Below are 23,404 nucleotides of genomic sequence, written 5' to 3'. Positions count from 1 at the left end.
TCCATGAGCCAGCACAGCCCCGTCCTGGCGCGCCGCCGCGCCATCGCCGCCGCCGTGGCGTGCGCGTGCGCAGCGCTCTGCCCGCGGGCCGCGCACGCGGCGCTGACCGAGAACCTGACCACCAGCGTGGTCGCCATGGCGCTCGGCAACGCGGTCACGGCCGATCCGCCCGGCATCGCCTCGATCCACTTCAACCCCGCCGGCCTGGCGCGGCTGACCGGCGACGGCGAGAGCATCCACAACTTCGTGGCCTCGATCCGCACCGCGGCCAGCTTCACGCCCGGCCCCAACTTCGACATCGGCGGCTGGAAGGACGACCCGATCTCCAACACCCGCACCGGCCCGGTGCGCCAGGTGATGTACGTGCCCGGCTACGGCATGCCCGGCTGGCGCCTGCCCGCCGTGGCCGTGCCCGGCATCGGCATGTACTGGAACAAGGCCGGCTCGCCATGGACCTTCGCCACCGACAGCTATATGTCGCAGGCGATGAGCCTGGACCGCACCACCGATCCCAACGACCCCGGCCAGTACCAGGGGCGGCAGGAGCAGATCCAGCGCCTGGTCTACCTGTCGCCGTCGGTCGGCTACAAGTACTCGGACACGCTGCGCTTCGGCGTCTCGGTGCCGATCGCCCACGCCGCCTTCGTGGTCGACACCAATATGCGCTTCCCCAACGAGCTGCTGGGCGTGTTCGGCCAGCTGCAAAAGGGCTGGTGCCCCGAGGACGGCGGCAACATCATCGACGTGCTGGGCTTCGGCGTCTGCGGCGGCGGCAAGGACGGCATGGTCAGCCCGTTCAAGAAGGCCGCCAATATGCGGCTGGAACTGACGGCGCCGTTCGACCCCACCATCAACTTCGGCGTGCTGTGGGAGCCCAAGCCGTGGATCGCGCTGGGCGCGGTCTACCAGGGTGGCTCCAAGACCCACTACACCGGCACCTATGTGTTCGACACCGAGCCCATGCTGCGCAACTTCGTGCGCGGCATGAACGCCTCGCTGCTGGGCCCGATCGCCGGCGCCGTGCTGGGTTTCCCGACCTCGATCCCGGCCACGCAGAAGGGCAATATGAGCGCCATCATCCCCTTCCCTTCGCACCTGCAGGTGGGGATCAAGCTGCGGCCGATACGCTTTGCCCAGCTCAACGTCGACGCCAGCTACGCCCGCTGGAGCGAGTGGGACGCGCTGCGCTTCCAGTTCGACCAGAGCGTCAAGCTGCTGGAGGTGGCGCGGCTGTACGGCATCCCCGATTCGAGCAAGCTGATCATCCCGCGCGGCTACAAGAGCGTGGTCAACGTGGCCTACGGCCTGCAGCTGTTCCCGATGGAAAAGCTGGCGCTGCGCTTCGGCTACGAGCCGCGCAAGACCTCGGTGCCGAACAACAAGATCGACCTGCTGGCGCCGCTGCCCAACACCAAGCTGCTGAGCGCCGGCGTGAGCTACAAGGTCAGCAAGAACATGGAGGTCAGCGTCACCGGTTCCTACATGACCGGCAAGTTCGACGTGCCGGCCAACACCGACTGCAATCTGAACTGCAGTAATTTCCTCAACATCATCTACAACCCCTACGCCGGACAGAACGTCAAGGGCGACATCCATGTGCGCTATTTTGGTTTTGAAATCAACAAGCGTTTCTGATTTTTTAAGGAGCACAATATGACGACATCCCTCCCTACCCAATGCAAACGCGGCCTGGTGCTGCTGGCCATGGCCGCGGCCTGCGCCGCCGTCCACGCAGCCCCGGTGCCGCCGGCCAAGCAGGCGCTGGTCGACAAGGTGCTGAAGCTGTGGAACCCGGACAACATCGGCCAGCAGATGCTGCAGGCGCCGGTGGCCGACGCGGTGCAGCAGGCGCGCGCCATGCTGCAGGGCCGCGCCGCGCCGGAGAAGCGCGATGCGGCGATGAACGACATCGTCGGCGAAGCCAAGCAGTTCATGGCCGACGCCACGCCGATCACCAAGGGCAGCGCCGACAAGCTGATCCCGACCACCATCGCCCCGCTGCTGGCCGAACGCTACACCGAGGAAGAACTGAAGCAGCTGATCGCCATCCTCGAATCGCCGGTCAAGAAAAAGTTCGAAGCGATGCTGCCGGAAATGCAGAAGACGCTGGGCGAAGGCGTGGCCGCCGACACCCGCGCCGTCATCGATCCCAAACTGCAGGGCCTGAAGGAAAAAATCGGCCTGCGTCTGCGCGCTGCGGTCACGCCATGACTTACTCCTCCGCCCTGCATCTGGTGCGCGGCGTCAAATCGCGCCTGACCCATTCCGGCGTGGAAGCGGAAGCGCTGTTCGCGCAGGCCGGACTGGACGAAGGGGACGGCCTCGCCTGCGACGCCCTCACGCTGTCCGACAAACTGAGCCACCTGTGGGAACTGGTGGTGGAAAAATCCGGCGATCCGCTGATCGGCCTGAAGATCTCCTCGCCGCACCGGCTCGGCTGGCTGGGCGTGATGGGCCACATCATGCTGGTGTCGCCGACGGTGCAGAGTTCGATCGAGCGCTGCCACGGCCACACCCGCGTCGGCCTGCTGCTGCCCGGCGCGCGCCGCGACGTGCCGCAGCAACGCTACGACTTCGTCTGGTGCGTGCTGCTGCGTTCGCTGCGCTGCGCCGCCGGCCGCGACGACATCGCGCCGGTGGTGGTCGAATACACTTTCCCGGAACCGGCCAACGCCCACGTGTATGCGGAAACCTTCGGCTGCCCGGTCAAGTTTTCCATGCCGCACAACGTGATGGAATTTTCCGACACCGACCTGGTCATGGCGCTGCCGGCCAACCCGCCGCTGGTGCCCGGCAGCGGCGAACGCGTGCTGGCCTCGCTGGCGCGCGCCGAGCCGCCGACCTTCAGCGCCAAGGTGCAGGCGCTGCTGGCCAGCCTGCTGCCCAAGGGTCCGCCGCACCGCGACGACGTCGCCGCCCAGCTGATGATGAGCGAGCGCACCCTGCAGCGCCGGCTGGCCGAGGAAGGCACCAGCTTCACCAACCTGGTCGACGACACCCGGCGCGAGCTGGCGCGGCAATCGCTGAGCTGCGGCGAACTGTCGCTGAAGATGCTCAGCTTCCAGCTCGGCTTCTCGGAACCGAGCGCGTTCTACCGGGCCTGCAAGCGCTGGTTCGGCATGGCGCCGTCGGACATCGTACACATGGCGCATCAGCCGGGCCCCGAGCCCGAATCGATGCACGCCGGCACACCGCGCAAGACGGCATAACAACAAAAAGGAGACGGGGCAATGGGATGGCTATCGAATAATCAAAGCAAGTCGATGCTGGGTCAGCTGCTGGTCAAGCAGAAGCTGATTACCGAAGAACAGCTGGCTGCGGCGATCGAACTGCAGCGCACGACGGGCCAGCGGCTCGGTGATATTTTCGCCGAGCTGAACCTGATCACGCAGCAGCACATCGAAGAAGCGCTGCGCAAACAGCGCCGTCTGCGGATGGCGGCTGCCATCGCCACCTCGCTGCTGGCGCCGATGGAAACCTATGCCGCGCAGGCGCTGCCGTCGCTGGCGGTGGGCACGCCGGTGGTGCTCAGCAAGGACCAGCGCGGCCTGCAGATCAAGGAACGCGCCGGCCTGCAGGCGCTGAGCGAAGAGGAACTGGGCGAGACCTCGGCCCAAGGCCTCAGCGACGAGCTGATCCACGCCGTCAAGTCGGCCAAGGGCAACGGCCTGGAAGTGGTGGGCGACATGGCCAAGCTGCTCAACCCGGTGCTGGGTTTCCTCGAAGCCGACACCAGCATGAAGAACGTGGTCTACGATCCGAGCAAGGCCACCGCGACCATCAACAAGGATGGCTCGCTGACCTTGAGCCTGCCGTCATCGATCGGCGAGCTCAACTTCAACAACATCCGCGTGCGCGGCACCGAGGGATCGAGCTTCGGCAGCATCTCGATCAAGGGCATCGACCTGACGGGCACCTCGATCACACTGGCCTTCCATCACTGAACCAGGGCGCCGCCTCGGGGCGGTGTCGGCAATTCTTACAGGCCGGCCTGGGCAAACCTGGAACGGTCTGCCAAGCGCTTGATCTTTAGCGGAAAAATACCTGCGCATGGAATTCGCTCGGCAGCAGGGGGGAGTACTGACGTCCACCTATCCCCTCTACCAAGGAAACTGCCATGAAAGCTCTACGATTGATGCAGCCATGCTGGCTGCTTGCCGTCGCCGCCGGACTCGCCGTCGCCGGTTCGGCTTCGGCCACCGCCATCGGCGATCCGTTCGCCCAGTAAAACATCACCCACAACTTCAACTTCAAACGGCGGCAATCTGATGCGCAATGGCCGCATCAACTGGGGCCCCTCCTTCACCATGAGTTCCACCGCGCGCGCCACCGCCCGCGCGCGCGATCCCATCTCCTTCGACATACTCAACCCCGACACGATCAGCACCGGCATCTTCGCCGGCCTGCTACCGACGGCAGGCAGCAGCGGCACGTTCTCCACCGCATTCAGCAACGATCTCATTCTGGACTACAACTTGGCCAGCCTGGGCGGCGCGAACGCGCTGGTCGACTTCACCCTCGGCGGCGCCGGCGCGGCCGTCGCCATGCCGGCGCCCGACACGCTGCTGCTGGCGGGCACGGGGCTGATGCTGCTGGGATTGTTTGTCCGACGCAGCAAGGCATCGCAAGGGCAATAAAAAGAAAATCCCGAAAGCTGCCGCCGGCTTTCGGGATACACACTGCCGGCACCATGTCAGCGCCGCGCCACCGCCGCCTTCAGCACAAATGCCATCGCTTCTTTTTCAGTAGAAAACTGTATAAATCGTTTCCGCCGGCCATGTTCCTGATGGTAGACATCGAAGCCGTTTTCGACAGGCACGCAATACCAGCCATCGACCGCATCAGGCGTCCAGTGGAGCCGTTCCGAGCCGGAGAAAAATTCACGCAATCTGCCTGCCAGATCGGGTACTCGTGCCCACACCGCGTCGAACGCGCTTTCCAATTGCGGCAGCAATAGCGCCAGATCCACCTCATCGCCATCAGCGAGCACATCGCAAAGAGCGTAAGCAGCGAAATCAGGATCTTCAAGAAACATTGCAGCCATCGCTACGTCGTGCGATATATCTGTTATATCCTTCATTTTCGGTTCCTCCGACACCAGTCCGTCCAATTGTCACAAGCCCGGGTGATATCGCCCGCCTGCGTCGATTTATCCCCGCCGGCCAGGAGTAAAACCAAGACGTTATCAACCAGCGCATAATAGACCCGATATCCAGCGCCCACATTCACGCGCAACTCCCATACGCCATCACGGCAATATTTATGGTCGCCAAAATTGCCGTTGGCGGCGCGGATTACGCGGCGCGAGATGCTGCTCTTCGCCTTCCAATCGCGCAAATTGCTCAGCCATTCGCCAAACGGATCGCGACCAGTCGGAGAAAAATAGCGTCGGATTTGGTAGTTCATTTTTGTTGATGCGACTGGCCATGTCAATGCTCAAATCTAGCGGACATACCAGACTGGCCTCGTGGGCTGCATCAACAAAAAAGCAGCCCGAAGGCTGCTTTGTGGCCGCGCCAAATACGCGGCAGGAACTGCGCTTGTCTTACTTGGCGTTGCGCGGCTTGGCGAAGGCGTCGCCGGCTTTCCACTCCGGCAGCTTGGCGCCGTTGGCGACCAGGCGGCCCAGGTTCAGCGTGTATTGCGCCGTCTGCACCATGCCCGACAGGTCCCAGCTCGCATCGTACTCATCGCTCACCTGATGGTAGCGCTTGCCGTACGCTGCAGCCTTGGCTTTCGCGCCGGCCGGGTCCTTGATGTACTCGCGGCCCGATTCGATCGAGAACGCCGGCACGCCATTCTTGGCGAAGTTGAAGTGGTCGCTACGGAAATAACCGCCGGCCAGGTCAGGCTCGGCTTCCGCGATATGCATGCCCATGGCCTTGGCGGCCGTCTCGGCCAGCTTGCCCAGCTCGGTGCGCTCGCTGCCCTGGGTGCCGATGTCGCGCGTGGCGCCGACGAAGTTCAGGCTGTCCAGGTTCAGGTTGGCGGCCGTCTTGGCCATCGGCCACAACGGCGACGCCGCGTACGCGGCGCTGCCCAGCAGACCCTGCTCTTCAGCCGCCACCCACAGGAACATCTGGCTGCGCTTTGCCGGCGCGCGCACCGCTTCCTGCGCCATCGCCAGCAGGGCCGCAGAACCGGACGCATTGTCTACCGCGCCGTTGAAGATGGTGTCGCCGAGGTCGCCATCCTTGCCCTGCTTGCCCAGATGATCCCAGTGCGCGCTGTAGATTACCACTTCATCCTTGAGCTTGGGATCCGTGCCCGGCACCACGGCCGACACGTTGAATTGCTCGACCTTGCGCACGGCCGCCTTCATGTCACCGTTCAGCTTGGCGGCCAGCGGCACCGGCTTGAAGTCCTTGCTCTCGGCGGCGGCACGCAGCGCATCGATATCCTGCCCGGCCGCCTTGAACAGCGCGCGCGCCGTGTCATCGGTCATCCAGCCTTGCAGCTGCGTGCCCAGCGTGCCCGCCGCCAGCTGGAAGCGCTCCACGCCCGACCAGCTGTTCTGGATCACGCTCCAGCCATACGAGGCGGTCGGCGTGGTATGGATCAGCAGCACACCGGCCGCGCCCTGGCGGCGGGCTTCCTCGAACTTGTAGGTCCAGCGGCCGTAGTAAGTCAGGCCCTTGCCGTTGAAACGGTTGGGCTGCTCGGCGGTCGGCTGCGGATCGTTGACCATCATGACCAGGATCTTGCCCTTGAGGTCCACGCCCTTGTAATCGTTCCACTGCTCGTCCGGCGCGGTGATGCCGTAGCCAACGAACACCAGGTCCGCGTTGAAGCTGTGCGCAGCGGTCGCATCGCCCGGCGCGAACACCCAGTCCTTGCCAAAGCTGATCGGCAGCGCCTGGCCGCCCGCTTCCAGTTTCAGCGTGCTCTCGGCCGGCTGCGTCTTGACGCCGGCGATCTGCACCGACTGGCGATAGCTGTCGCCATTGCCGGGCTTGAGGCCCAGGGCCAGCGCCTGCGTTTCCAGATAAGCAACGGTCAGGTCGGCGCCGCGCTGGCCGGTGCCGCGGCCTTCCAGCACATCGCTGGCGAGGAAGGCCAGGTGGGCGCGCAACGGAGCTTCCTTCACAACGGCGGCGTTCTTGGCGCTGTCGGCATGGGCTGGGAAGGCCAGCGCCAGGCTGATGGCCAGGGCGGAGGCAACAAAGGAGGGGGTCATTTTATGCATGATTTCCTGGAGACGTAAAAGATGGTCGCGGTCCATTGAATTTGCCGCGCGTACATTGTATGCCATCGTCACGCTAAAATGGCGGGATGACTCAGCGCACTCCCTACATCGGCCGTTTCGCCCCCTCGCCCACCGGCCCCCTGCACATCGGCTCGCTGGTGGCCGCCATGGCCAGCTACCTGGACGCCAAGGTCCACCACGGCCAGTGGCTGGTCCGTATCGAAGACGTCGACGGCGACCGCAACGTGGCCGGCGCCGACCAGCACATCCTGGCCTCGCTGCAACGCTGCGGCATGCACTGGGACGGCGACGTCACCTGGCAAAGCCAGCGCACCGGCCTGTACGAGCAAGCCTTGCGGCAGTTGGGCGAGCTGATCTACCCTTGCGGCTGCTCGCGCAAGGAAATCGCCGATTCCCAACTGAGCCTGACCGGCCGCCAGGCCCAGGCGCTGATCTACCCCGGTACCTGCCGCCACGGCCTGGCGCCCGGCAAGAGCGCCCGCGCGCTGCGCCTGAAAGTGCCGCAATCGCCGCATTGTGTGCTGCACTTCGACGACCGCTGGGCCGGCCACGTCAGCCAGGACTTGACCGACGACGTCGGCGACTTCGTCGTCAAGCGCGCCGACGGCTTCTGGGCCTACCAGCTGGCCGTGGTGGTGGACGACGGCGACCAGGGCGTCACCGACATCGTGCGCGGCGCCGACCTGCTCGACTCCACGCCGCGCCAGCTCTACCTGCAACAGGTGTTGAAGCTGCCGCGCCCGGCCTACCTGCACGTGCCGGTGGTGGTCAACGAGCTGGGCGAGAAACTGTCCAAGCAGACCGGCGCGCAAGCCTTCGACCACGGCGCCGAGCCGCAGCAGCTGTTGCAGGACGCCTTGCTGCCGGCCGCCCGCTTCCTCGGCATGGACGTGCGCGCCGACAGCATCGCCGCGTTCTGGCAAGCCGCCGTGCCCGCGTGGGCGCAAGTTCTGCGGAATCTGCCGAATCCCGGCTAACTTCGACATCGATCAACACCGGCCATCGCGTGCGCTGCGCGCCCCGGTTTTTCCTCTACACTGAACCCATGGAAGTCGAACTCAAACTCCTGCTCTCGCCCGCCGACAACGACCAGTTGCTCCAGCATCCGCTGATCGCCGCCCACGCGCGCGCGCCGGTGCGCACGCAGCAACTGTCGGCCCGCTACTTCGACACGCCGGACCTGCACCTGCTGCGCCACGGCGCCGGCCTGCGCGTGCGCAAGATCGACGGCGCCTGGATGCAGACCATGAAGGCCGGCGGCAGCGTGCAAAGCGGCCTGCATCGCCGCAACGAATGGGAAGGCCCGGTCGACCGTCCATGGCCGCGCCTGGGCAAGCTGCGCAAGCTGATCGGCGACCAGCGGCAATGGCTGGACGTGCTGGCCGCCGACGACCTGAAGGCGCGGCTGGAGCCGCTGTTCGTGGTGGCGGTGGAGCGCCACAGCTGGGATCTCGATGTCGACGGCAACCACATCGAACTGGTGCTCGACCACGGCCACATCGAACGCCACGGCCGCCACCTGCCCGTCAACGAGATCGAGCTGGAACTGAAGGACGGCGATCCGGCCAGCCTGTTCGCCTTCGCGCTGCGGCTGCAGGAGCAAATCTCCCTGCGCCTCAGCAACACCAACAAGGCCGAGCGCGGCTACATGCTGTGCCGCCAGACCGGCACCGTGCCCTACCGCGCGCAAAGCCTGCAACTGGCGCCGGACGCCACGGCGGCCGAAGCGCGGCTGGCCATCCTCAACAACTGCCTGCAGCACATCCAGCGCAACGAAACCGCCGTCATCGAAGGCGACGACGCCGAAACGCTGCACCAGATGCGCGTGGGCGTGCGCCGCCTGCGCTCGGCGCTGAAGCTGTTCGAAACCGCCGCGCCCTGCCCGCCCGCGCTGCAGGAAGACATCAGTTGGCTGGGAACGGAACTGGGTGCGGCGCGCGACTGGGACGTGCTGCTGGCGTCGACGCTGGCCCACATCCAGGCCACGCCGGGCGGCCGCAGCGGCGTGCTGGACCTGCAATCGCTGGCCCTCAAGGCAGCCCACGCCAAGCGCAGCGAGGCGGCGCAAGCCCTGCTCTCGCAACGCTACACGCGCCTGCTGCTGACGATGGGTTGCTGGATGCAGCAGCCCGCGCCGGAAGGCATGGAGGAACCGGCGCTCGACTTCGCCAACCGCATCATGAAACGCCTGCACAAGAAACTGCTGAAACGCGCACAGCGCATGGACGACAGCGAACCGGCCAGCATCCACCGCACGCGCATCGCCGCCAAGCGGGCCCGATACGCATTGGAATTCTTCCAGTCGCTGTACGGCGGCAAGGCATTGCGCACCTATCTGAAAACCCTGTCCTCCACGCAGGAGCAACTGGGCAGCCACAACGACCTGGTGGTCGCCGACCGGCTGTTGCGGGAACTGAGCCAGCAGCACGACGCCGCCGCCGCAACCATCCAGTTCGCGCGCGGCTATCTGCAAGCGCTGCAAACCACGCGCACGCCCGACCTGGGCGCGATCGGCGCCGCGCTGCACGCGCTGCGCTTGCCGTAACCCGCTGGGTTAGCGCGTCCGCGGACGGTATGTGGATTCCACCGTCCAGGTGAGCGCGGCGGGGCAATTGGCATGCATGACCGCCGCCAGGGCCTCGTCCGCATCCGCATCGGCCTGTTCATACAGCTTGGTGCCGGCTATCTTGAAATGCAGCGAGGGCATGGCGGAACTGGCCGTCTTGGACAGCAGCGGTGAAAAACCGCGCTCCGCCAGTATCTTGCGGCACGGCTCGATGTCCTTCAGCTGGTCCGACTCCAGCTCGATCTTGAGCAGCCAGTTGACGGCATATCCTTGCACCGCCTGCTCCACCACCGGATGCATCAGGTCCGACGGCACGGTGACGGCAGCGGCCATCAACGGGGCACTTAACAACAAGGCAGAAGCAATATGACGCAACATCGTAAATCCTGGTGGTTTGCTAAAACGTCATGATATCAGGATAGGGTAAAGGGTGGCGACCAGCAGCAGCGCCATCGCCACGTTGAAGATCCGCACCGAACGCGCATTCTGCAACACGCGCCGCATCGCCACGCCGAACAGCGCCCACGAACCGACGCAGAAGATCCCGATCACGCCGAACACGCCGGCCAGCGCCGCCACGTCCAGCACCTGGAAGCCCGGCGGCAGATAAGTGGTCAGCGCGCCGATCGCCATCACCCACGCCTTGGGGTTGATCCACTGGAAAGCCGCCGCGCCGGCAAAACCCATGGGCTTGGACGCGCTGGCCTGCTCGGCGCTCATCGGCGCCGCATGCGCCAGTTTCCACGCCAGCCACAGCAGGTACAAGGCGCCCGCATACTTGAGGATGATCTGCAGCATGGGCACCTGTTCGAACACCGCATGCAGGCCGAGACCGGTGGCGAAGATCATGAACGTGAAGCCGCAGCAGATGCCGAACAGATGCGGCAGCGACCGTGCGAAGCCATAGTTCAGCCCCGAAGCCAGCATCATCGTGTTGTTGGGACCGGGCGTGATGGTGGTGACGGCGGCAAAGGTACAAAGCGGGAACAGCAGATCGGGCGACATGGGATTATCCGGTGGCAGGCATGAACCCTCATTGTAGGGAAAGTGTACTTTACTGTACCGGTACACTTGCCCAAACAGTGAGCATCGGTGTACTGGTCATATCGCCGATACGAATCACCCCCGCTTGCGCTGCCGGCCCAGCAGCTTGTAAAAGCTCTCCAGCTCGCGCCCGATCAGATCCTGGCCGTTCTCGATGACGAAATCCTGGAACGCCGCCGCCACCTTGGGTATCGGCTGCCCGGTCAAGTGCATGATGTGCCAGTCCGCCTCGACCGGATTCTCCTGCATCGGCAGGATGGCCAGCAGGCCGGACTCGAACTCCAGCCCGCAGGCGTGCACCGACAAAAAGCCCAGCCCCAGCCCCGCCGACACCATGCGCTTGATCGCCTCGTTGCTCGACACCTCGGAACCGAATTCCAGCGGATGCCCGGCCTCGCGCAGCAGCCGCTCCACCGCCGTGCGCGTACCCGAGCCGCGTTCGCGCACCATCAGGTTGGCCGCCGTCACGTCGTTGAGCGTGATCTTTTTCTTCTTCATCAGCGGATGCGTGGGGCTGGCGACAAACGCCATCGGGTGGCGTGCAAACTTGGCGGCGTTGGTGCGCAGCTCGCGCGGCGGCGTGCCCATGATGGCCAGCTCGATTTCGTGCCGCGCCAGCATCTGCACGATCTCCGCCCGGTTGCCCACCTGGAGCTTGAGCCGCACGTCCGGGCGCTCCAGCGTGAACGGCACCAGCAACGGCGGCAGCAAGTGCTCCGCCGTCGTCACCGCGCCGATGCGCAAGGTACCGCTGGTGACGCCCTGTAGTGCCGCCAGTTCGTCGCCGGCCTGCTCCCACAGGCGCAGGATGCGCTCGGAGAATTCCACCATCACCTCGCCGGCCGCCGTCAGCTGGATGTTGCGGCCGACCTTGCGCGTCAGCGGAATGCCGGCGATTTCCTCCAGTGTGCGGATTTGCAACGACACCGCAGGCTGCGTCACATGCAGCGCGTCCGCCGCGCGCGACACGCTCTCATGGCGCGCTACCAATACCAACGACTGTAGCTGGCGAAAGCTGGCGTGATACATAAGCTATTCCTTATCGATTATAGAAAATGTTTAATTTTTCTTTTGTTCATTGTACCCGTATATTCATAATTATCTGACATCGTTTTAAGCGAGACCGACATGAGCATCGACGTGATCTTCCTGGGCCTGGACGGCGTACTGTTCGACACCGAAGCGCTGCACCTTGCAGCCTGCAATGCAGCGTTCTGCAACGCCGGCCTGTCGGTGCGCTGGACGTTGCCGGCGCTGCGCGCCGCTGCCGCCACCCATGGATATGCACGCGCCATCGGTTCCGCCATCGCCTGCGAGCTGCTCTCGCGCGACAAGGCCCGCGTGGCCGAGCTGTTCGCCGACAAGCACCGGCAGTTCCACCAGGCGATCAGCGCCATGCCGCCGAAAGCGCTGCCCGCCGCGCTGGCCCTGATCGACGACGCGCTCAACGCCGGCTGCAAGATCTGCGTGCTGACCGACCTGCCGGCGCCGGCCACGTCGGCGCTGCTGTCGGGCTGCTTCGGCGCCGATGTCAACAGCCTGTTCACCGTCGTCACCGGCGGCGCCAATTTCGACGGCCCTGCCGGCACCGGCCCCTATGCCCGCGCACTGAACGCCATGGGCGTCGCGCCGCAGGACGCCATCGCCATCGACACCGCCGTGCCCGGCCTGCGCGCCGCCGGCGACACCGGCTTGTGGACCGTCTCCGTCGCCCCATACGGCAACGACGTCGTGCGTCCACGCCAGTTCATCACCTTCGACGCCCTGCGCGAACTGCATTCCAGTCCCTACACGCCGGACCAGCGCGCGAAGCACGAGCTGGCGGCTTAGGACGACGCGGCCGCCGAGCCGCAGCACAGATTTTTTTACTTATCTGGAGGCGTATTATGGAAACCATCGTCATCTTAGGAGGCGGTGCGGGTGGACTCGAACTCGCAACCCGTCTTGGCGACACACTCGGCGCCGGCAAGCGCGCCCGCGTGCTGCTGGTGGACCGCTACCCAGGCCACTTCTGGAAGCCCCTGCTGCACACCGTCGCATCCGGCAAATGCGATCCCCGCGTGGAGGAACTCTCCTTCCCCGCGCAGGCCGTGGAGCACGACTTCGAATTCATCCAGGGCGAAGTACTGTGCCTGGACCGCGCCCACCAGACCATCACGCTGGCGCCGCGCAACCGCAGCGGCATCGACGGCGTCTGCCGCACCATCGCCTACGACAAGCTGGTGCTGGCGCTGGGCGCAGTCACCAACTTCTACAGCGTGCCCGGCGCCGCCGACCATGCGCTCACGCTCGACAGCGTGGACGACGCCGAAACCTTCCGCCGCCGCTTCATCGACGCCTGCATCAAGGCCGGCGAACAGAAGACGCAGGTGGACGTGGTCATCGTCGGCGGCGGCGCCACCGGCGTCGAGCTGGCGGCGGAGCTGAGCAACAGCGCCCGCGCACTGGCCGCCTACCGCGTGCACACGCTGAACCCGGAGACCGACATCCGCATCAGCGTCATCGAACGCGGCCAGCACCTGCTGCCGCAGCTGCATCCGCAGCAGGCCAACCGCGCCGCGCGCCAACTGCGCTCGCTCGGCATCGAGGTGCTGACCGGCACCGCCGTCGCCCAGGTGACAGCGGACGCCGTCATCGACGCCGCCGGCATCGCTCACCGCGCCGACCTGACCTTGTGGGCGGCCGGCGTCGAAGCGCCGCAACTGTGCGCGACGTTTGGACTCGCAGTCAACAATCTGCGCCAGATTGTCGTCGACTCCAGCCTGTGCTCGACCAACGACAGCCAGATCTACGCGCTGGGCGATTGCGCCAGTTATGTATGCCCGATCAAGGGCGCCGCGCCACCGCGCGCGCAGGTCGCGCATCAACAGGCGATGTTCCTGGCCGATCTGCTGTCGCGCCGCAGCGGCACGCCGCGTCCGGATTTCCGCTACCACGACTACGGCTCGCTGGTGTCGCTGGGGCCGCAGACCGCGGTGGGCGTACTGACGGGCGCCGTTACCGGCAAGAGCATCCGCGTGGGCGGCGCCACGGCGGGCCTGCTGTACCAGCTGCTGTACCAGAAACACCTGCTCAACTTGCACGGCACCGCGCGTGTGATTACGCAGGCGCTGGTGGACTGGCTGCGAGCGAAAATTGTGCCGCCGGTGAAGCTGTATTAAGAGGCTCATCGCCACGTAATCGCCGTATAATGTGGCGATGACAACCTTAACCTCGTTGAGCAAAAACAGCCCGGTAACGTCTCCTGCCGCAACAATGGAGACGGCCGGCATTTCACCCGTCAACAGTGCCGTCATCGACAGCGCGCCAACCACCTCGCCATCTTCGGTGGTGAAGCTCGGCGCCGCCGGCACGCGAGTGGACGGCGCATCGCGCGCGCAGCTGGTGTGGGAACGCAGCGGCAAGGACGCCGTGTCCGCACTGGTCGTCCGCAACTACAACTACCTGCCCTCCGCCAACCGCTTTAAGGATCTGGGCGCGGCCCTGCTGGAACGCTTCAAGACCGACGGCTCGGATTTCTCGCAATCGCTGCAGCAGGCGCCGGAGGATGCGGCCACCGCCACCTACGACACGCTGCTGTACTCGCAGCTGGCGCCGTTCCATCACCTGGGCGACAACCAGGCCGGCCTGACCATCACCACCAAAAGCGGCACCACCGTCACGCTCGCGCTGGACAGCTCCGAGGAAGGCCTCGGCGTGCAGGTGAAAAGCAGCGGCAAGCTCACTGACGACGAACGCGCAGCGCTGGCAGGACTGTCGACCGCCTTCCAAAAAGCTATCGACGGCCTCGCCGCCGTGCCGCCGAAAGTCGACCTCTCCGGCCTGATCAAATTCGACGCCAACGTGCTGTCGTCGGTGGACCTGCACTCTGAGCTCAAGCTGAACGAAACCGACACCCAGAAGCTGGACTTCCACGCCGACGCCAAACAACGCTCGGTGCATTTCAGCGGCCCGGCCGGCGAAGCGAAGATCGCCGTCGACCTGAGCCAGCCCACAAGCTGGGGCAGCAAGGAGCAGCAAGCCAAGGCGCTGACCAACTACCTGCGCCAGTTCGACCAGGCCACCGCGCGCGGCCACGGCGACGCCGAACTGGCCGGCGTGTTCAAGGACGCCTTCTCCGAAATGCACGGCGACTACGGCCCGCAGCCGCCCGCGCCATGGCAGCAGATCAAGCTGACCGACCAGGACCACGCCATCCTCACCGGCCTGGCCGACTTCAGCGCCTCGGTCACGCAAGCCGAAAAATCGCCCAATCCGCTGCGCACCAACGAGAACGACACCTTCGACTACCGGACCTCGCAAAGCACCAGCGTGCAGGGCCGCACTCAGCTCGACCGCGCCATCTCGCAGCAGCAGCAATCGCAGCTCAAGGCCAGCTATCACGAACCTAGCCGGCCCGGCGCCAAACTGGACCTGACGGAGGATCCCGCTTCGCAGAACTACAACTACGTGATGATCGAGGACAGCGCCAGCAGCAGCGCCGCATTGGCCTACGACGAGGGCGCACTGGCCAAGGCCACGCTCGAACAGTCGGCCAGCCACTCGACGCGCACCCTCAAGTACCTGATGGACAAGCTGATCGACGACACCACCATCCCGTCCAGCGCCCAGCACATCCGCGACCTGCTGGACACGCTGGCGCCGAGAAAAAAACCCGACGAAGATCAACGCCGCAGGACGCTGGACGCCGTCAACCAGCAGATCTTCCTGAAGCCTGAACCAGGCGACATACCGCAATGAGCACACCAGCATCCATCGTCCTGATGGCGGCCTACAACGCCTCCATGAACCACAAGCTGTATGCCGCCGCCGCGCAGCTGCCGCATGCCGAACTGGCCGCCGACCGCAAGGCCTTCTTCGGCTCCATCCTCGGCACGCTGAACCACCTGCTGGCCGCAGACAGCATCTGGCTGCGCCGCTTCGCCACCCATCCGGCCGGGTTCCGCGCGCTGGCGCCGCTGATGGAGCTGCCCATGCCGTCCGGCCTGACGCAAAGCTTCGGCGACGACCTGCCCTCGCTGCTGGCCCATCGCCAGCGGCTGGACGCCATCATCACGCAATGGGCGCCGCAGGTCGGCGCGGCCGACCTGGCACATGCCTTCGAGTACCAGAGCATGAAGGGCGACCCGTATCGCAAGCATTTCGGCAGCGTGGTGATGCACTTCTTCAACCACCAGACCCACCATCGCGGCCAGGCCAGCACGCTGCTGTCGCAGGCCGGCGTCGACATCGGCGTCACCGACCTGCTGGTGATGGTGCCGGAGCTCGAAGCGCCATGAAGATCGCCGTCTACAGCGCCCAGCCCTACGACCGCCGCTTCCTCGACGAAGCGCGCCTGCAGCAGGGCGCGGGCGCGGTCGACGCAAGCTACTTCTCCGATCCGCTGACGCTGGACACCGTGCCGCTGGCGCAAGGCTGCGCCGCCGTCTGCGTGTTCGTCAACGACCAGCTGGACGCCGCCGTGCTGCAAGCGCTGCACGCATTGGGCGTACGCGCCGTGCTGCTGCGCTGCGCGGGCTTCAACAACGTCGACCTGCAGGCCGGCCAGCGCCTGGGCCTGTTCATGGCGCGCGTGCCGGCCTACGCGCCGGAGGCGGTGGCCGAACACGCGCTGGCGCTGGCGATGACATTGAACCGCCACACCCACCGCGCCTACGCGCGCGTCCGCGAAGGCAACTTCGCGCTGGACGGCTTGCTGGGCATGACGCTGCACGGCAAAACCGTCGGCATCGTCGGCGCCGGCCAGATCGGCACGGCGGCGGCGCGCATCTTCAAGGGACTGGGGTGCAGGGTGCTGGCCAGCGATCCGGCGCCGTCGCCGCAGCTGGACGGCCTGGCCACGCGGGTCGGCCTGGACGAGCTGCTGGCGGCGTCGGACATCGTCTCCCTGCATTGCCCGCTGATGGACGCGACGCGCCACATGATCAACGCCGCCAGCCTGGCGCGCATGAAACCCGGCGCCATGCTGGTCAACACCTCGCGCGGCGCGCTGATCGACACCGCCGCCGTGATCGAAGCGCTCAAGTCGCGCCAGCTGGGCGCACTGGCGATCGACGTCTACGAGCAGGAGGCCAGCCTGTTCTTCCACGACCACTCCAGCGACATCATCGCCGACGACGTGTTCCAGCGCCTGATGACCTTCCCCAACGTGCTGGTGACAGGCCACCAGGGCTTCTTCACCATCGAAGCGATGCGCGAGATCGCTGCCGTCACCTTCGCCAACCTGGCCTGCCACATGCACGGCACGCCGTGCGCCAACCTGCTACCGGCTAGCTCGTAAGCGGCAGCGTCAGAACGAAGCGGGTGCCGACACCAAGCTGGCTCTCCACATCGATCTTGCCGCGCAAGACGCCGTAGACGATGTTGTAGACGATGTTCAGCCCCAACCCCGATCCGCCCTTGCCCAGCTTGGTGGTGAAGAAGGGATCGTAGATGCGGCCCATGTTCTCTGGCGCGATGCCCGAGCCGTTGTCGCGGATGATCACCTGCACCCGCTCGGCATCGATGGCGATGGCCGAGATCAGGATCTCCCCCTCGCTGCGGCCTTCGAAGGCGTGCGTCAGGCCGTTGTTGACCAGGTTGATCAACACCTGCCCGAACGGGCCCGGATAGCTCTTCATCATGATCGTCGACGGGATGTCCTGGCGCACCGTGATGCCGGACTTTTTAAACGTCGGCAGCAGCAACAGCAGGATCTCGTTGGCCAGGTCGCACAGCAGGAACTCGCGGCACTGCGATGTGGTGCGGTCGACGGCCACCTGCTTGAAGCTGGCCACCAGGTCCACCGCGCGGTGCAGGTTGCGCAGCACGATCTCGCCGCCGCTGGCCACGTCGTCGACAAAGGCTTGCAGCGTCGAGCGCTTCATGCCGTCGGCGGTCAGGCGGGTGAATTCGCGGGTCTGGTCGATCAGCGTGCTGACCGCCAGCAGGCTGTTGCCGATCGGCGTATTGAGTTCATGCGCCACGCCGGCCACCAGCGATCCCAGCGCCGCCAGCTTCTCGCTGCGCACCAGCTCATCCTGCGCGCGCCGCAGCGTCTCCAGCGATTCCTCCAGGTCCTTGTTGACCTCGACCATCTGGCCGGTGCGCAGCTGCACCAGCTCTTCCAGCTTGTCGCGGTACTGTATCAGCTCGACCTCGCTCTTCTTGCGGTCGGTGATGTCGGTCGAGATGCCGCCCATCGCCCACACCTTGCCATGATCGTCGCGCAGGCAGAACTTTTCCGAGATATAGGTACGCACCACGCCCTGCGCATCCGGCACGCCCTCCTCGTAGATGTACGAATGCTCGGACAGCAGCGCGCGGCGGTCGCCCTCGCGTATCACCTTCACGGTGTCCTCGTCGAAGATGTCGGCGTCGCGGTGGCCGATCGGATCGGGCGCATCTGGCGGCAGCACTTGCCGCAGGCGCTCGTTGACCATCAGGTAGCGCCCCTCCAGGTCCTTGACATAAATGACGGCCGAAGACTTGTCGGCGATATTGGTCAGCAGCGACTGGCTCACGCGCAGCGCCGCATCGCGCGCGGCGACAGTGGCCAGCATGGTGTTGAAGGCCGCCGACAGCTTGCCCACTTCGTCGTTGGAGAAGTGCGGCGCCCGCAGGTCGTAGCGCTCCTCGCGCGTGACCTGGTCCGCCACCCGGGACAAGGCCAGCAGCGGCTGCGTCACCAGCCGCCGCAGGCCGACCGCCTGCAGCACGCCGCAGATCAGGAGCGTCATCAGCACCACCGCCAGCACCAGCCCGTATTTGCTCAGGCGTTCAGCCAGCGGCTGCAAGGCGTATTCCACTTGCAGGTAGCCGAGCACCTCGTGCTGGAAGCGCACCGGCGCCACCATCGACAGGCGGTCGCCGTGGAAGCTGTGGCCGGACGGCGCCATCCCCTCGGGCCATGCGCAGCGCACCTCGCCGCTGCGCGCATAGCTGGCGAACACCTGCTGCCGCACGTCGAACAGGCAGGCGCTGTGGATGTCGGCCGTGCCGCGCAGCGCAGACAGCGTGCGCGTGGCGGCGCGGCGGTCGCCGAAGTTCATGTCGACGTCGAGGTTCAGCGACACCAGGTCCATGCGGCTGGCCAGGTCCTGCACCAGCCGCACCCGCACCACGCTGAAGTCGTAGGTGATCAGCACCATCAGCGCCACCAGCATCGCCGTCAACGCCGTCAACAGCGAGACGATCAGCAGCTTGCGCTGCAAGGCCAGGTCGTTCCAGCGCTTGGGCAGGCCGCTCACTTGGCATCCCCGCCGACCACGCGTTCAGCCAGCGCCAGCATGCGCGGATTGAGGCTGACCCCGGAATGCTTGGCCGCCGTCAGGTTGACTTCGAAACGGATGCTGCCATCGACCAGCATCATGTTGATCATGCCGCCGTCGGCCAGGAAGTTGGCGGAGTCGCCGATGGTGAGAATGGCCTGCTCGCGCATGCGCGTCAGCCACGCGCTCTGGCGGCTGCGTTCGGGCAGCGCCAGGTAGACGGCGTGGCACGGTTCGGTCTCTTCGACGCGGCTGACGACGCGCAACTCCAGCGGATGGCTGCCCGCGGCGCGGTGCTGCAACTGGCGCGCCATGTCGGCCGCGCCGGCGCCCACCATGCACACCACCAGCGGCGCGTGCGGTTCGACCAGCGCCGGCGCCGGCCAGTTGGCGTAGCGGGTAAAGTTCAGGATGTAGGCGGCCTTGACCTGCTGCTCCGGGATGGCCTGTTCGGCACGCGCAGCGACACCCGCCAGTGACGCCAGCGCACCGGCGGCCGCCAAGGCCAGCATCGCTCTTCTCCCAGCGCCCAGTCGTCTCTTCATGCACGCACCTCCCTATAGCGCGGCAGCCGCATGTTGCCACGGTTTCAGCGCGTACTGATTTTATCCGAATCGCCCGGACCGCCCGCATTTTTCGCATGGCGGTAAAGACTTGTTCTTGAAACACAACGCCCGGTGCATGCGATCAACTTGCAGCTTGTGATCGTGTCGGAATTGGTGAATACTTTGTTAAATCGCGCAGCGTGGGAGCATACTCGTGGGCGTACACACAACGCATTTCAATACCTCCACCCGCGCCGGTACGGCACGGCTGCGCCACAGCTGTATGCAAGCGGCGCTGCTGCTGCTCTTGCTGCCGCAGCCGCCCCTGGCATCAGCCCGCGCCGCCACCACGGCCGACGACGATACCCTGTTCGACCTCAGCCTCGACCAGCTGCGCAACGTCAAGGTGCTCACCGCCACCAAGACCGCCACCCCGCTGTACGCCACGCCCGCCGTGGTGACGCTGGTGACGGCCGACGACATCGCCCGCTACGGCTACCAGAGCCTGGCCGAGGCGCTGTCCCACGTGGCCGGTTTTGTCGAGAGCGACGACCGCCTCAACCACAACTTCGGCGTGCGCGGCATCAACGCCGGCGCGCAGTCGGCCAGCCGCGCCATCAAGATCCTGCTGGACGGCCAGCCCATCGCCTTCCGCAGCACGCAGCAGCAGTTGATCGGGCTGGAGTTCATCCCGCTCAACATGGTCGAGCGCATCGAGATCGTGCGCGGGCCGGTGTCCGTGCTGTACGGCGCCGACGCCTTGCTGGGCGCGGTCAACGTCATCACCCGCCACGACGGCGCCGAACAGCGCCTGGCGCTGGGCCACGAATGGTCGGGCGGCGGCCGCAGCGTCAACCTGCTGTCGGCCAGCGGCAGCGCCCAGTTCGGCGCGGCCGGCCAGGCCGACGCGCCGTCGCCGTACTGGCTGGCCTGGGGCGTGCAGGCGGCCAGGGCCGACCGCGGCGGCCTCGCATTGCCGCGCATCTCGCCCGACTACCAACGCTACGCCGCCCTCGGCCCGGCGCCGGTGGACGACGCCGACCCGCGCAGCCTCTACCTGCGCGGCGGCTGGCGCGGCGCCAGCGACGAACTGCAAGCGAGCGTATTCTGGCAGCGCCAGGACAGCGACAATGTCTTCGCCAGCCTCAATCCCCTGCTGCGTCCGCCCAGCCATGTCGAGCTGGAACAAGGCTATCTGCACCTGGGCGCCAGCCACCGTTTCAACGAAGCCCACACGCTGCGCGCCAGCCTCAACTACGGCCAGGGCGAGCCGGGCGCCGCCGACCGCGTGCGCACCGGCGCCGCCGACTACTATCTGCTGCGCGACTTCGGCTACAAGGCCATCGACGGCAGCGTCGAGTGGCTGTGGCAGATGGGCCCGCAAACCAGCCTGCTGCTGGGCGCCGACGTGTTGCGCGACCGCGAGACGCTGGAATCGTTCCGTCGCCGCAGCATCGCCGACGGCAGCGATTTCCAGCTCAGCCAGCCCGGCGAAAAAACGCTGCGCAACACCGGCTTCTACGCGCAGTGGCAGTTCCCCTTGTTCGGCAAATGGCAAGCCATCCTCGGCGGCCGCCAGGACCGGCACTCGGTCTACGGCACGCAGGAATCGCTGCGCGCCGGCGTGGTCGGCGCCCTGCCCGGCGCCTGGGGGCTGAAAGTCCTCAGCGGCACCGCCTTCCAGGCGCCGTCGGCCGAGCTGCTGTACCGCACCGCCGTGCAGCCGGGCGACATCAAGGGCAACCCCGACCTGGCGCCGCAAAAATCGCGCACCATCGAACTGCAACTGAGCACGCCGCCCGCGCCGCACTGGAACGGCGCGCTGACCGTCTACCACACCAAGGTCAGCGAACTGGTCACGCTGGAGCAGGCGTTCTTCAACCTGGTGGCGCGCAACACCAGCGACAGCAAGGTCAACGGCGTGGAGCTGGAACTGCGCTACCAGCGCGACTGGTTCAACGCCTACGCCAACCTGAGCCGCGCCAACGGCAGCCGCAGCCTCAACCGCTACACGCTGACGCCGCTGGCCCAGCGCAGCGACGGCGAGCTGTTCCCCACCAACAGCGCCAACGCCGGCGCCAGCGCCAGCCTGATGGGACAGAAGCTGGTGCTCAGCGTGGACAACCGCTACGTCGGCCCGCGTCCGGCCGCCACCGCCAACGTGCTGCTGGCCAACCAGGCTTACCACCTGTCGCGCTATGTCGACACCACGCTGGGCGCGCGCTGGAGCCTCAACGCCCGCGCCGGCATCCGCGTGCAGGTGCGCGACCTGTGGAACAGCCGCTACGTCGATCCCGGCGTCGGCGGCATCGACTACCCATCGCTGGGCCGCCGCTATGGAGTGCAATATGAATACCGCTACTAGCCGCCTGCTGGCCGCAGCCATGGCCACGGCCGCTGCGCTGGCGCTACTCGCGTCCTGCGGTGGCGGTGGCGGCGGCAGCGGCGACGCCGTCACGCCGCTGCCCGCCAATCCGATCAAGGCGATGATCGATCCCAACGCCATCAACATCGCCTCGGTCGGCTGGCGCACCTCGACCCGCGACGCCTTCCTGCTGGCGGCCAGGCAGATCAACGACGCCGGCGGCGTGCTGGGCAAGCGCCTCAACGCCATCGCCCTGGTCGCCCGCGACAACGCCGAGGCCCAGGACATGGGCCAGCAGCTGCTCGACGCCGGCGTCATCGCGCTCAACGTCTCCACCTCGACCCGCGTGCTGAACCTGCTGCCGCAGGCGCTGGCCAAGGGCGTGCCCATCCTGACCGAATCGAGCTCGTCGCCGACGCTGAGCACGGTGGCCGACAACGACCTGATCTACCGCATCGGCGTCTCCGACGTCGACGCCACGCCGGTGCTGGCCAACGTCGCCTGGGATGCGGGCAAGCGCCGCGCCGTGGTGCTGATCAACGAAGGCGACGCCTTCGGCGCCGGTCTGGCCCAACTGTTCTCGCCGGCCTTCCAGAAGCTGGGCGGGCAAGTGGTGGCCACCGTCACCATCCCCTTCGGCCTGAAGAACGGCTTCGCCGGCTATCTGCAAAAAGTCTACGACGCCAAGCCGGACGTGATCCTGAACGGCATCCTGGCGGCCGACATCTCGGCCAATGTGCTGAACGAATCGCTGCCGCTGCAGAACGGCGCCATGTGGCTGCTGCCCGGCACCGCCGCCGGCAACCAGACCTTCCTCGACAACCTGGCCGATCCCTCGCGCCTGGCGGGCGGCGCGCGCGGCGCGGCCGCCACCATCGGCGCCTACGGCAACAGCTCCTACCAGAGCTTCCGCACCGGCTACATCGCCCAGTACGGCGGCGAGCCGCAGGACTTCACCGCCCCCACCTACGACATCGCCATGGTGATGGCGCTGGCCATCGAGCGCGCCGGCCTGGTCAACAACAGCAAGAGCCCCACCGGCCTGATGGTGCGCGACAGCCTGCGCTTCGTCATGAACGCGCCGGGCGACAAGGTGAGGCCGGAAAACATCGGCGCCGCCCTGGCGCTGGTCAAGGCCGGCAAGGATGTCGACTACGCCGGCGCCTATGCCGACATCGACTGGAACCGTGCCGGCGACATCGTCGGCCAGGTGCCGTTCACCGTGTTCCGCCTCGACACGGCCGCCCGCAGCTGGGACGCCAGCGCGCAGCTGATCATCGCCCTGCCCCGTTGAACGGCATCGCCGCCGCTCAAAAAGTGATCGCTCACACCCGGTTTCCCCGGTAACATCAGCGTTCCGCATGACTGGTATGCGGAATGCGCGGTTGTGCAGGGGCCGCAGGCTGGCTATACTGCACTGCAACAATC

At 66.2% G+C, this 23,404-nt stretch carries 22 protein-coding genes; 14 read left to right on the top strand and 8 right to left on the bottom strand.

Features of this window, described 5'->3' with window-relative positions:
- The first annotated feature begins 3 nt into the window (after positions 1-3).
- The 5 genes from DUGA2_RS04730 to DUGA2_RS04710 all read left to right on the top strand — a co-directional run bounded on the left by DUGA2_RS04730 (position 4) and on the right by DUGA2_RS04710 (position 4,637).
- Positions 4-1,635 carry an OmpP1/FadL family transporter gene (locus DUGA2_RS04730; protein WP_070267524.1) on the top strand — a complete coding sequence of 544 codons (1,632 nt, stop codon included), beginning with the start codon at positions 4-6 and terminating at the stop codon, positions 1,633-1,635.
- An 18-nt stretch (positions 1,636-1,653) separates the two neighbouring features.
- Positions 1,654-2,211: a DUF2059 domain-containing protein gene (locus DUGA2_RS04725; RefSeq protein ID WP_070267523.1), complete on the top strand. Its 558-nt coding sequence runs from the start codon at positions 1,654-1,656 to the stop codon at positions 2,209-2,211.
- Positions 2,208-3,209 carry an AraC family transcriptional regulator gene (locus tag DUGA2_RS04720; RefSeq protein ID WP_070267522.1) on the top strand — a complete coding sequence of 334 codons (1,002 nt, stop codon included), beginning with the start codon at positions 2,208-2,210 and terminating at the stop codon, positions 3,207-3,209. The genes DUGA2_RS04725 and DUGA2_RS04720 overlap by 4 nt, the downstream gene beginning before the upstream one ends.
- 21 nt (positions 3,210-3,230) lie before the next feature.
- On the top strand, positions 3,231-3,944 hold the full coding sequence (locus DUGA2_RS04715) for a hypothetical protein (protein WP_070267520.1): 714 nt from the start codon (positions 3,231-3,233) through the stop codon (positions 3,942-3,944).
- 324 nt (positions 3,945-4,268) lie between these two features.
- Positions 4,269-4,637, top strand: a complete 369-nt coding sequence (locus DUGA2_RS04710) for a hypothetical protein (protein WP_070267519.1) — start codon at positions 4,269-4,271, stop codon at positions 4,635-4,637.
- Between the two features lie 56 nt (positions 4,638-4,693).
- Here the strand turns inward: DUGA2_RS04710 and DUGA2_RS04705 are convergent, their stop codons facing one another.
- From DUGA2_RS04705 to DUGA2_RS04700, 3 genes are all read right to left on the bottom strand, one after another.
- Positions 4,694-5,080, bottom strand: a complete 387-nt coding sequence (locus tag DUGA2_RS04705; protein WP_071658853.1) for a hypothetical protein — start codon at positions 5,078-5,080, stop codon at positions 4,694-4,696.
- A complete protein-coding gene (locus tag DUGA2_RS32435; RefSeq protein WP_071658852.1) occupies positions 5,077-5,406 on the bottom strand; it encodes a type II toxin-antitoxin system RelE/ParE family toxin in 330 nt (109 codons plus the stop codon). The genes DUGA2_RS04705 and DUGA2_RS32435 overlap by 4 nt, the downstream gene beginning before the upstream one ends.
- Positions 5,407-5,545: 139 nt before the next feature.
- A complete protein-coding gene (locus DUGA2_RS04700; RefSeq protein WP_070267515.1) occupies positions 5,546-7,186 on the bottom strand; it encodes a M28 family peptidase in 1,641 nt (546 codons plus the stop codon).
- A gap of 86 nt (positions 7,187-7,272) precedes the next feature.
- Here DUGA2_RS04700 and gluQRS point away from each other — a divergent pair, with 86 nt between their 5' ends.
- Both gluQRS and DUGA2_RS04690 read left to right on the top strand, forming a co-directional pair.
- Positions 7,273-8,184 (top strand): tRNA glutamyl-Q(34) synthetase GluQRS, encoded by a 912-nt coding sequence (gene gluQRS / locus DUGA2_RS04695; protein WP_070267513.1) that lies wholly within the window; start codon positions 7,273-7,275, stop codon positions 8,182-8,184.
- A gap of 68 nt (positions 8,185-8,252) precedes the next feature.
- Entirely contained in the window at positions 8,253-9,752 is a 1,500-nt protein-coding gene (locus DUGA2_RS04690) for a CYTH and CHAD domain-containing protein (protein WP_070267512.1), read from the top strand.
- A 9-nt stretch (positions 9,753-9,761) separates the two neighbouring features.
- On the opposite strand, the gene DUGA2_RS04685 is transcribed toward DUGA2_RS04690, so the two are convergent.
- From DUGA2_RS04685 to DUGA2_RS04675, 3 genes are all read right to left on the bottom strand, one after another.
- Positions 9,762-10,106, bottom strand: a complete 345-nt coding sequence (locus DUGA2_RS04685) for a hypothetical protein (protein WP_229214588.1) — start codon at positions 10,104-10,106, stop codon at positions 9,762-9,764.
- Between the two features lie 72 nt (positions 10,107-10,178).
- The gene (locus tag DUGA2_RS04680; RefSeq protein WP_070267509.1) at positions 10,179-10,778 is read right to left on the bottom strand and encodes a LysE family translocator; all 600 of its coding nucleotides are present in this window, start codon (positions 10,776-10,778) and stop codon (positions 10,179-10,181) included.
- A gap of 114 nt (positions 10,779-10,892) precedes the next feature.
- Entirely contained in the window at positions 10,893-11,846 is a 954-nt protein-coding gene (locus DUGA2_RS04675) for a LysR family transcriptional regulator (protein ID WP_070267507.1), read from the bottom strand.
- A gap of 99 nt (positions 11,847-11,945) precedes the next feature.
- Here DUGA2_RS04675 and DUGA2_RS04670 point away from each other — a divergent pair, with 99 nt between their 5' ends.
- From DUGA2_RS04670 to DUGA2_RS04650, 5 genes are read left to right on the top strand one after another with little or no spacing between them, the layout of a single operon-like run.
- Positions 11,946-12,647: an HAD family hydrolase gene (locus DUGA2_RS04670; RefSeq protein ID WP_070267506.1), complete on the top strand. Its 702-nt coding sequence runs from the start codon at positions 11,946-11,948 to the stop codon at positions 12,645-12,647.
- 56 nt (positions 12,648-12,703) lie between these two features.
- A complete protein-coding gene (locus tag DUGA2_RS04665; protein WP_070267505.1) occupies positions 12,704-13,978 on the top strand; it encodes an NAD(P)/FAD-dependent oxidoreductase in 1,275 nt (424 codons plus the stop codon).
- A 37-nt stretch (positions 13,979-14,015) separates the two neighbouring features.
- Positions 14,016-15,557, top strand: a complete 1,542-nt coding sequence (locus tag DUGA2_RS04660; protein WP_229214587.1) for a hypothetical protein — start codon at positions 14,016-14,018, stop codon at positions 15,555-15,557.
- The gene (locus DUGA2_RS04655; RefSeq protein WP_070267502.1) at positions 15,554-16,096 is read left to right on the top strand and encodes a DinB family protein; all 543 of its coding nucleotides are present in this window, start codon (positions 15,554-15,556) and stop codon (positions 16,094-16,096) included. Before DUGA2_RS04660 ends, DUGA2_RS04655 begins: the two co-directional genes overlap by 4 nt.
- The gene (locus DUGA2_RS04650) at positions 16,093-17,097 is read left to right on the top strand and encodes a 2-hydroxyacid dehydrogenase (protein ID WP_070267501.1); all 1,005 of its coding nucleotides are present in this window, start codon (positions 16,093-16,095) and stop codon (positions 17,095-17,097) included. The genes DUGA2_RS04655 and DUGA2_RS04650 overlap by 4 nt, the downstream gene beginning before the upstream one ends.
- On the opposite strand, the gene DUGA2_RS04645 is transcribed toward DUGA2_RS04650, so the two are convergent.
- Together DUGA2_RS04645 and DUGA2_RS04640 are read right to left on the bottom strand one after the other, a co-directional pair.
- Complete coding sequence (locus tag DUGA2_RS04645; RefSeq protein ID WP_070267500.1) at positions 17,087-19,045, bottom strand: ATP-binding protein; 1,959 nt, start codon at positions 19,043-19,045, stop codon at positions 17,087-17,089. The genes DUGA2_RS04650 and DUGA2_RS04645 overlap by 11 nt on opposite strands.
- Positions 19,042-19,611 (bottom strand): YfiR family protein, encoded by a 570-nt coding sequence (locus tag DUGA2_RS04640; RefSeq protein ID WP_229214586.1) that lies wholly within the window; start codon positions 19,609-19,611, stop codon positions 19,042-19,044. Before DUGA2_RS04640 ends, DUGA2_RS04645 begins: the two co-directional genes overlap by 4 nt.
- A 214-nt stretch (positions 19,612-19,825) precedes the next feature.
- On the opposite strand from DUGA2_RS04640, the gene DUGA2_RS04635 reads away from it, so the two are divergent.
- Positions 19,826-21,976 (top strand): TonB-dependent siderophore receptor, encoded by a 2,151-nt coding sequence (locus DUGA2_RS04635; RefSeq protein WP_070267497.1) that lies wholly within the window; start codon positions 19,826-19,828, stop codon positions 21,974-21,976.
- Complete coding sequence (locus tag DUGA2_RS04630) at positions 21,960-23,270, top strand: ABC transporter substrate-binding protein (RefSeq protein WP_070267496.1); 1,311 nt, start codon at positions 21,960-21,962, stop codon at positions 23,268-23,270. Before DUGA2_RS04635 ends, DUGA2_RS04630 begins: the two co-directional genes overlap by 17 nt.
- Positions 23,271-23,404: the final 134 nt, after the last annotated feature.

It is taken from the genome of Duganella sp. HH101 (assembly GCF_001758795.1).
GTDB lineage: Bacteria > Pseudomonadota > Gammaproteobacteria > Burkholderiales > Burkholderiaceae_D > Rugamonas > Rugamonas rivuli.
The sequence above is the reverse complement of the archived record's forward strand: the minus strand, read 5'-3'. Positions and strand labels throughout refer to the sequence as shown.

Coding starts and splice junctions, on each gene's coding strand:
- DUGA2_RS04730 (WP_070267524.1), top strand. CDS start 4: ATGAGCCAGCACAGCCCCGTCCTGGCGCGCCGCCGCGCCATCGCCGCC.
- DUGA2_RS04725 (WP_070267523.1), top strand. CDS start 1,654: ATGACGACATCCCTCCCTACCCAATGCAAACGCGGCCTGGTGCTGCTG.
- DUGA2_RS04720 (WP_070267522.1), top strand. CDS start 2,208: ATGACTTACTCCTCCGCCCTGCATCTGGTGCGCGGCGTCAAATCGCGC.
- DUGA2_RS04715 (WP_070267520.1), top strand. CDS start 3,231: ATGGGATGGCTATCGAATAATCAAAGCAAGTCGATGCTGGGTCAGCTG.
- DUGA2_RS04710 (WP_070267519.1), top strand. CDS start 4,269: ATGCGCAATGGCCGCATCAACTGGGGCCCCTCCTTCACCATGAGTTCC.
- DUGA2_RS04705 (WP_071658853.1), bottom strand. CDS start 5,080: ATGAAGGATATAACAGATATATCGCACGACGTAGCGATGGCTGCAATG.
- DUGA2_RS32435 (WP_071658852.1), bottom strand. CDS start 5,406: ATGAACTACCAAATCCGACGCTATTTTTCTCCGACTGGTCGCGATCCG.
- DUGA2_RS04700 (WP_070267515.1), bottom strand. CDS start 7,186: ATGCATAAAATGACCCCCTCCTTTGTTGCCTCCGCCCTGGCCATCAGC.
- gluQRS (WP_070267513.1), top strand. CDS start 7,273: ATGACTCAGCGCACTCCCTACATCGGCCGTTTCGCCCCCTCGCCCACC.
- DUGA2_RS04690 (WP_070267512.1), top strand. CDS start 8,253: ATGGAAGTCGAACTCAAACTCCTGCTCTCGCCCGCCGACAACGACCAG.
- DUGA2_RS04685 (WP_229214588.1), bottom strand. CDS start 10,106: ATGGCCGCTGCCGTCACCGTGCCGTCGGACCTGATGCATCCGGTGGTG.
- DUGA2_RS04680 (WP_070267509.1), bottom strand. CDS start 10,778: ATGTCGCCCGATCTGCTGTTCCCGCTTTGTACCTTTGCCGCCGTCACC.
- DUGA2_RS04675 (WP_070267507.1), bottom strand. CDS start 11,846: ATGTATCACGCCAGCTTTCGCCAGCTACAGTCGTTGGTATTGGTAGCG.
- DUGA2_RS04670 (WP_070267506.1), top strand. CDS start 11,946: ATGAGCATCGACGTGATCTTCCTGGGCCTGGACGGCGTACTGTTCGAC.
- DUGA2_RS04665 (WP_070267505.1), top strand. CDS start 12,704: ATGGAAACCATCGTCATCTTAGGAGGCGGTGCGGGTGGACTCGAACTC.
- DUGA2_RS04660 (WP_229214587.1), top strand. CDS start 14,016: ATGACAACCTTAACCTCGTTGAGCAAAAACAGCCCGGTAACGTCTCCT.
- DUGA2_RS04655 (WP_070267502.1), top strand. CDS start 15,554: ATGAGCACACCAGCATCCATCGTCCTGATGGCGGCCTACAACGCCTCC.
- DUGA2_RS04650 (WP_070267501.1), top strand. CDS start 16,093: ATGAAGATCGCCGTCTACAGCGCCCAGCCCTACGACCGCCGCTTCCTC.
- DUGA2_RS04640 (WP_229214586.1), bottom strand. CDS start 19,611: ATGAAGAGACGACTGGGCGCTGGGAGAAGAGCGATGCTGGCCTTGGCG.
- DUGA2_RS04630 (WP_070267496.1), top strand. CDS start 21,960: ATGAATACCGCTACTAGCCGCCTGCTGGCCGCAGCCATGGCCACGGCC.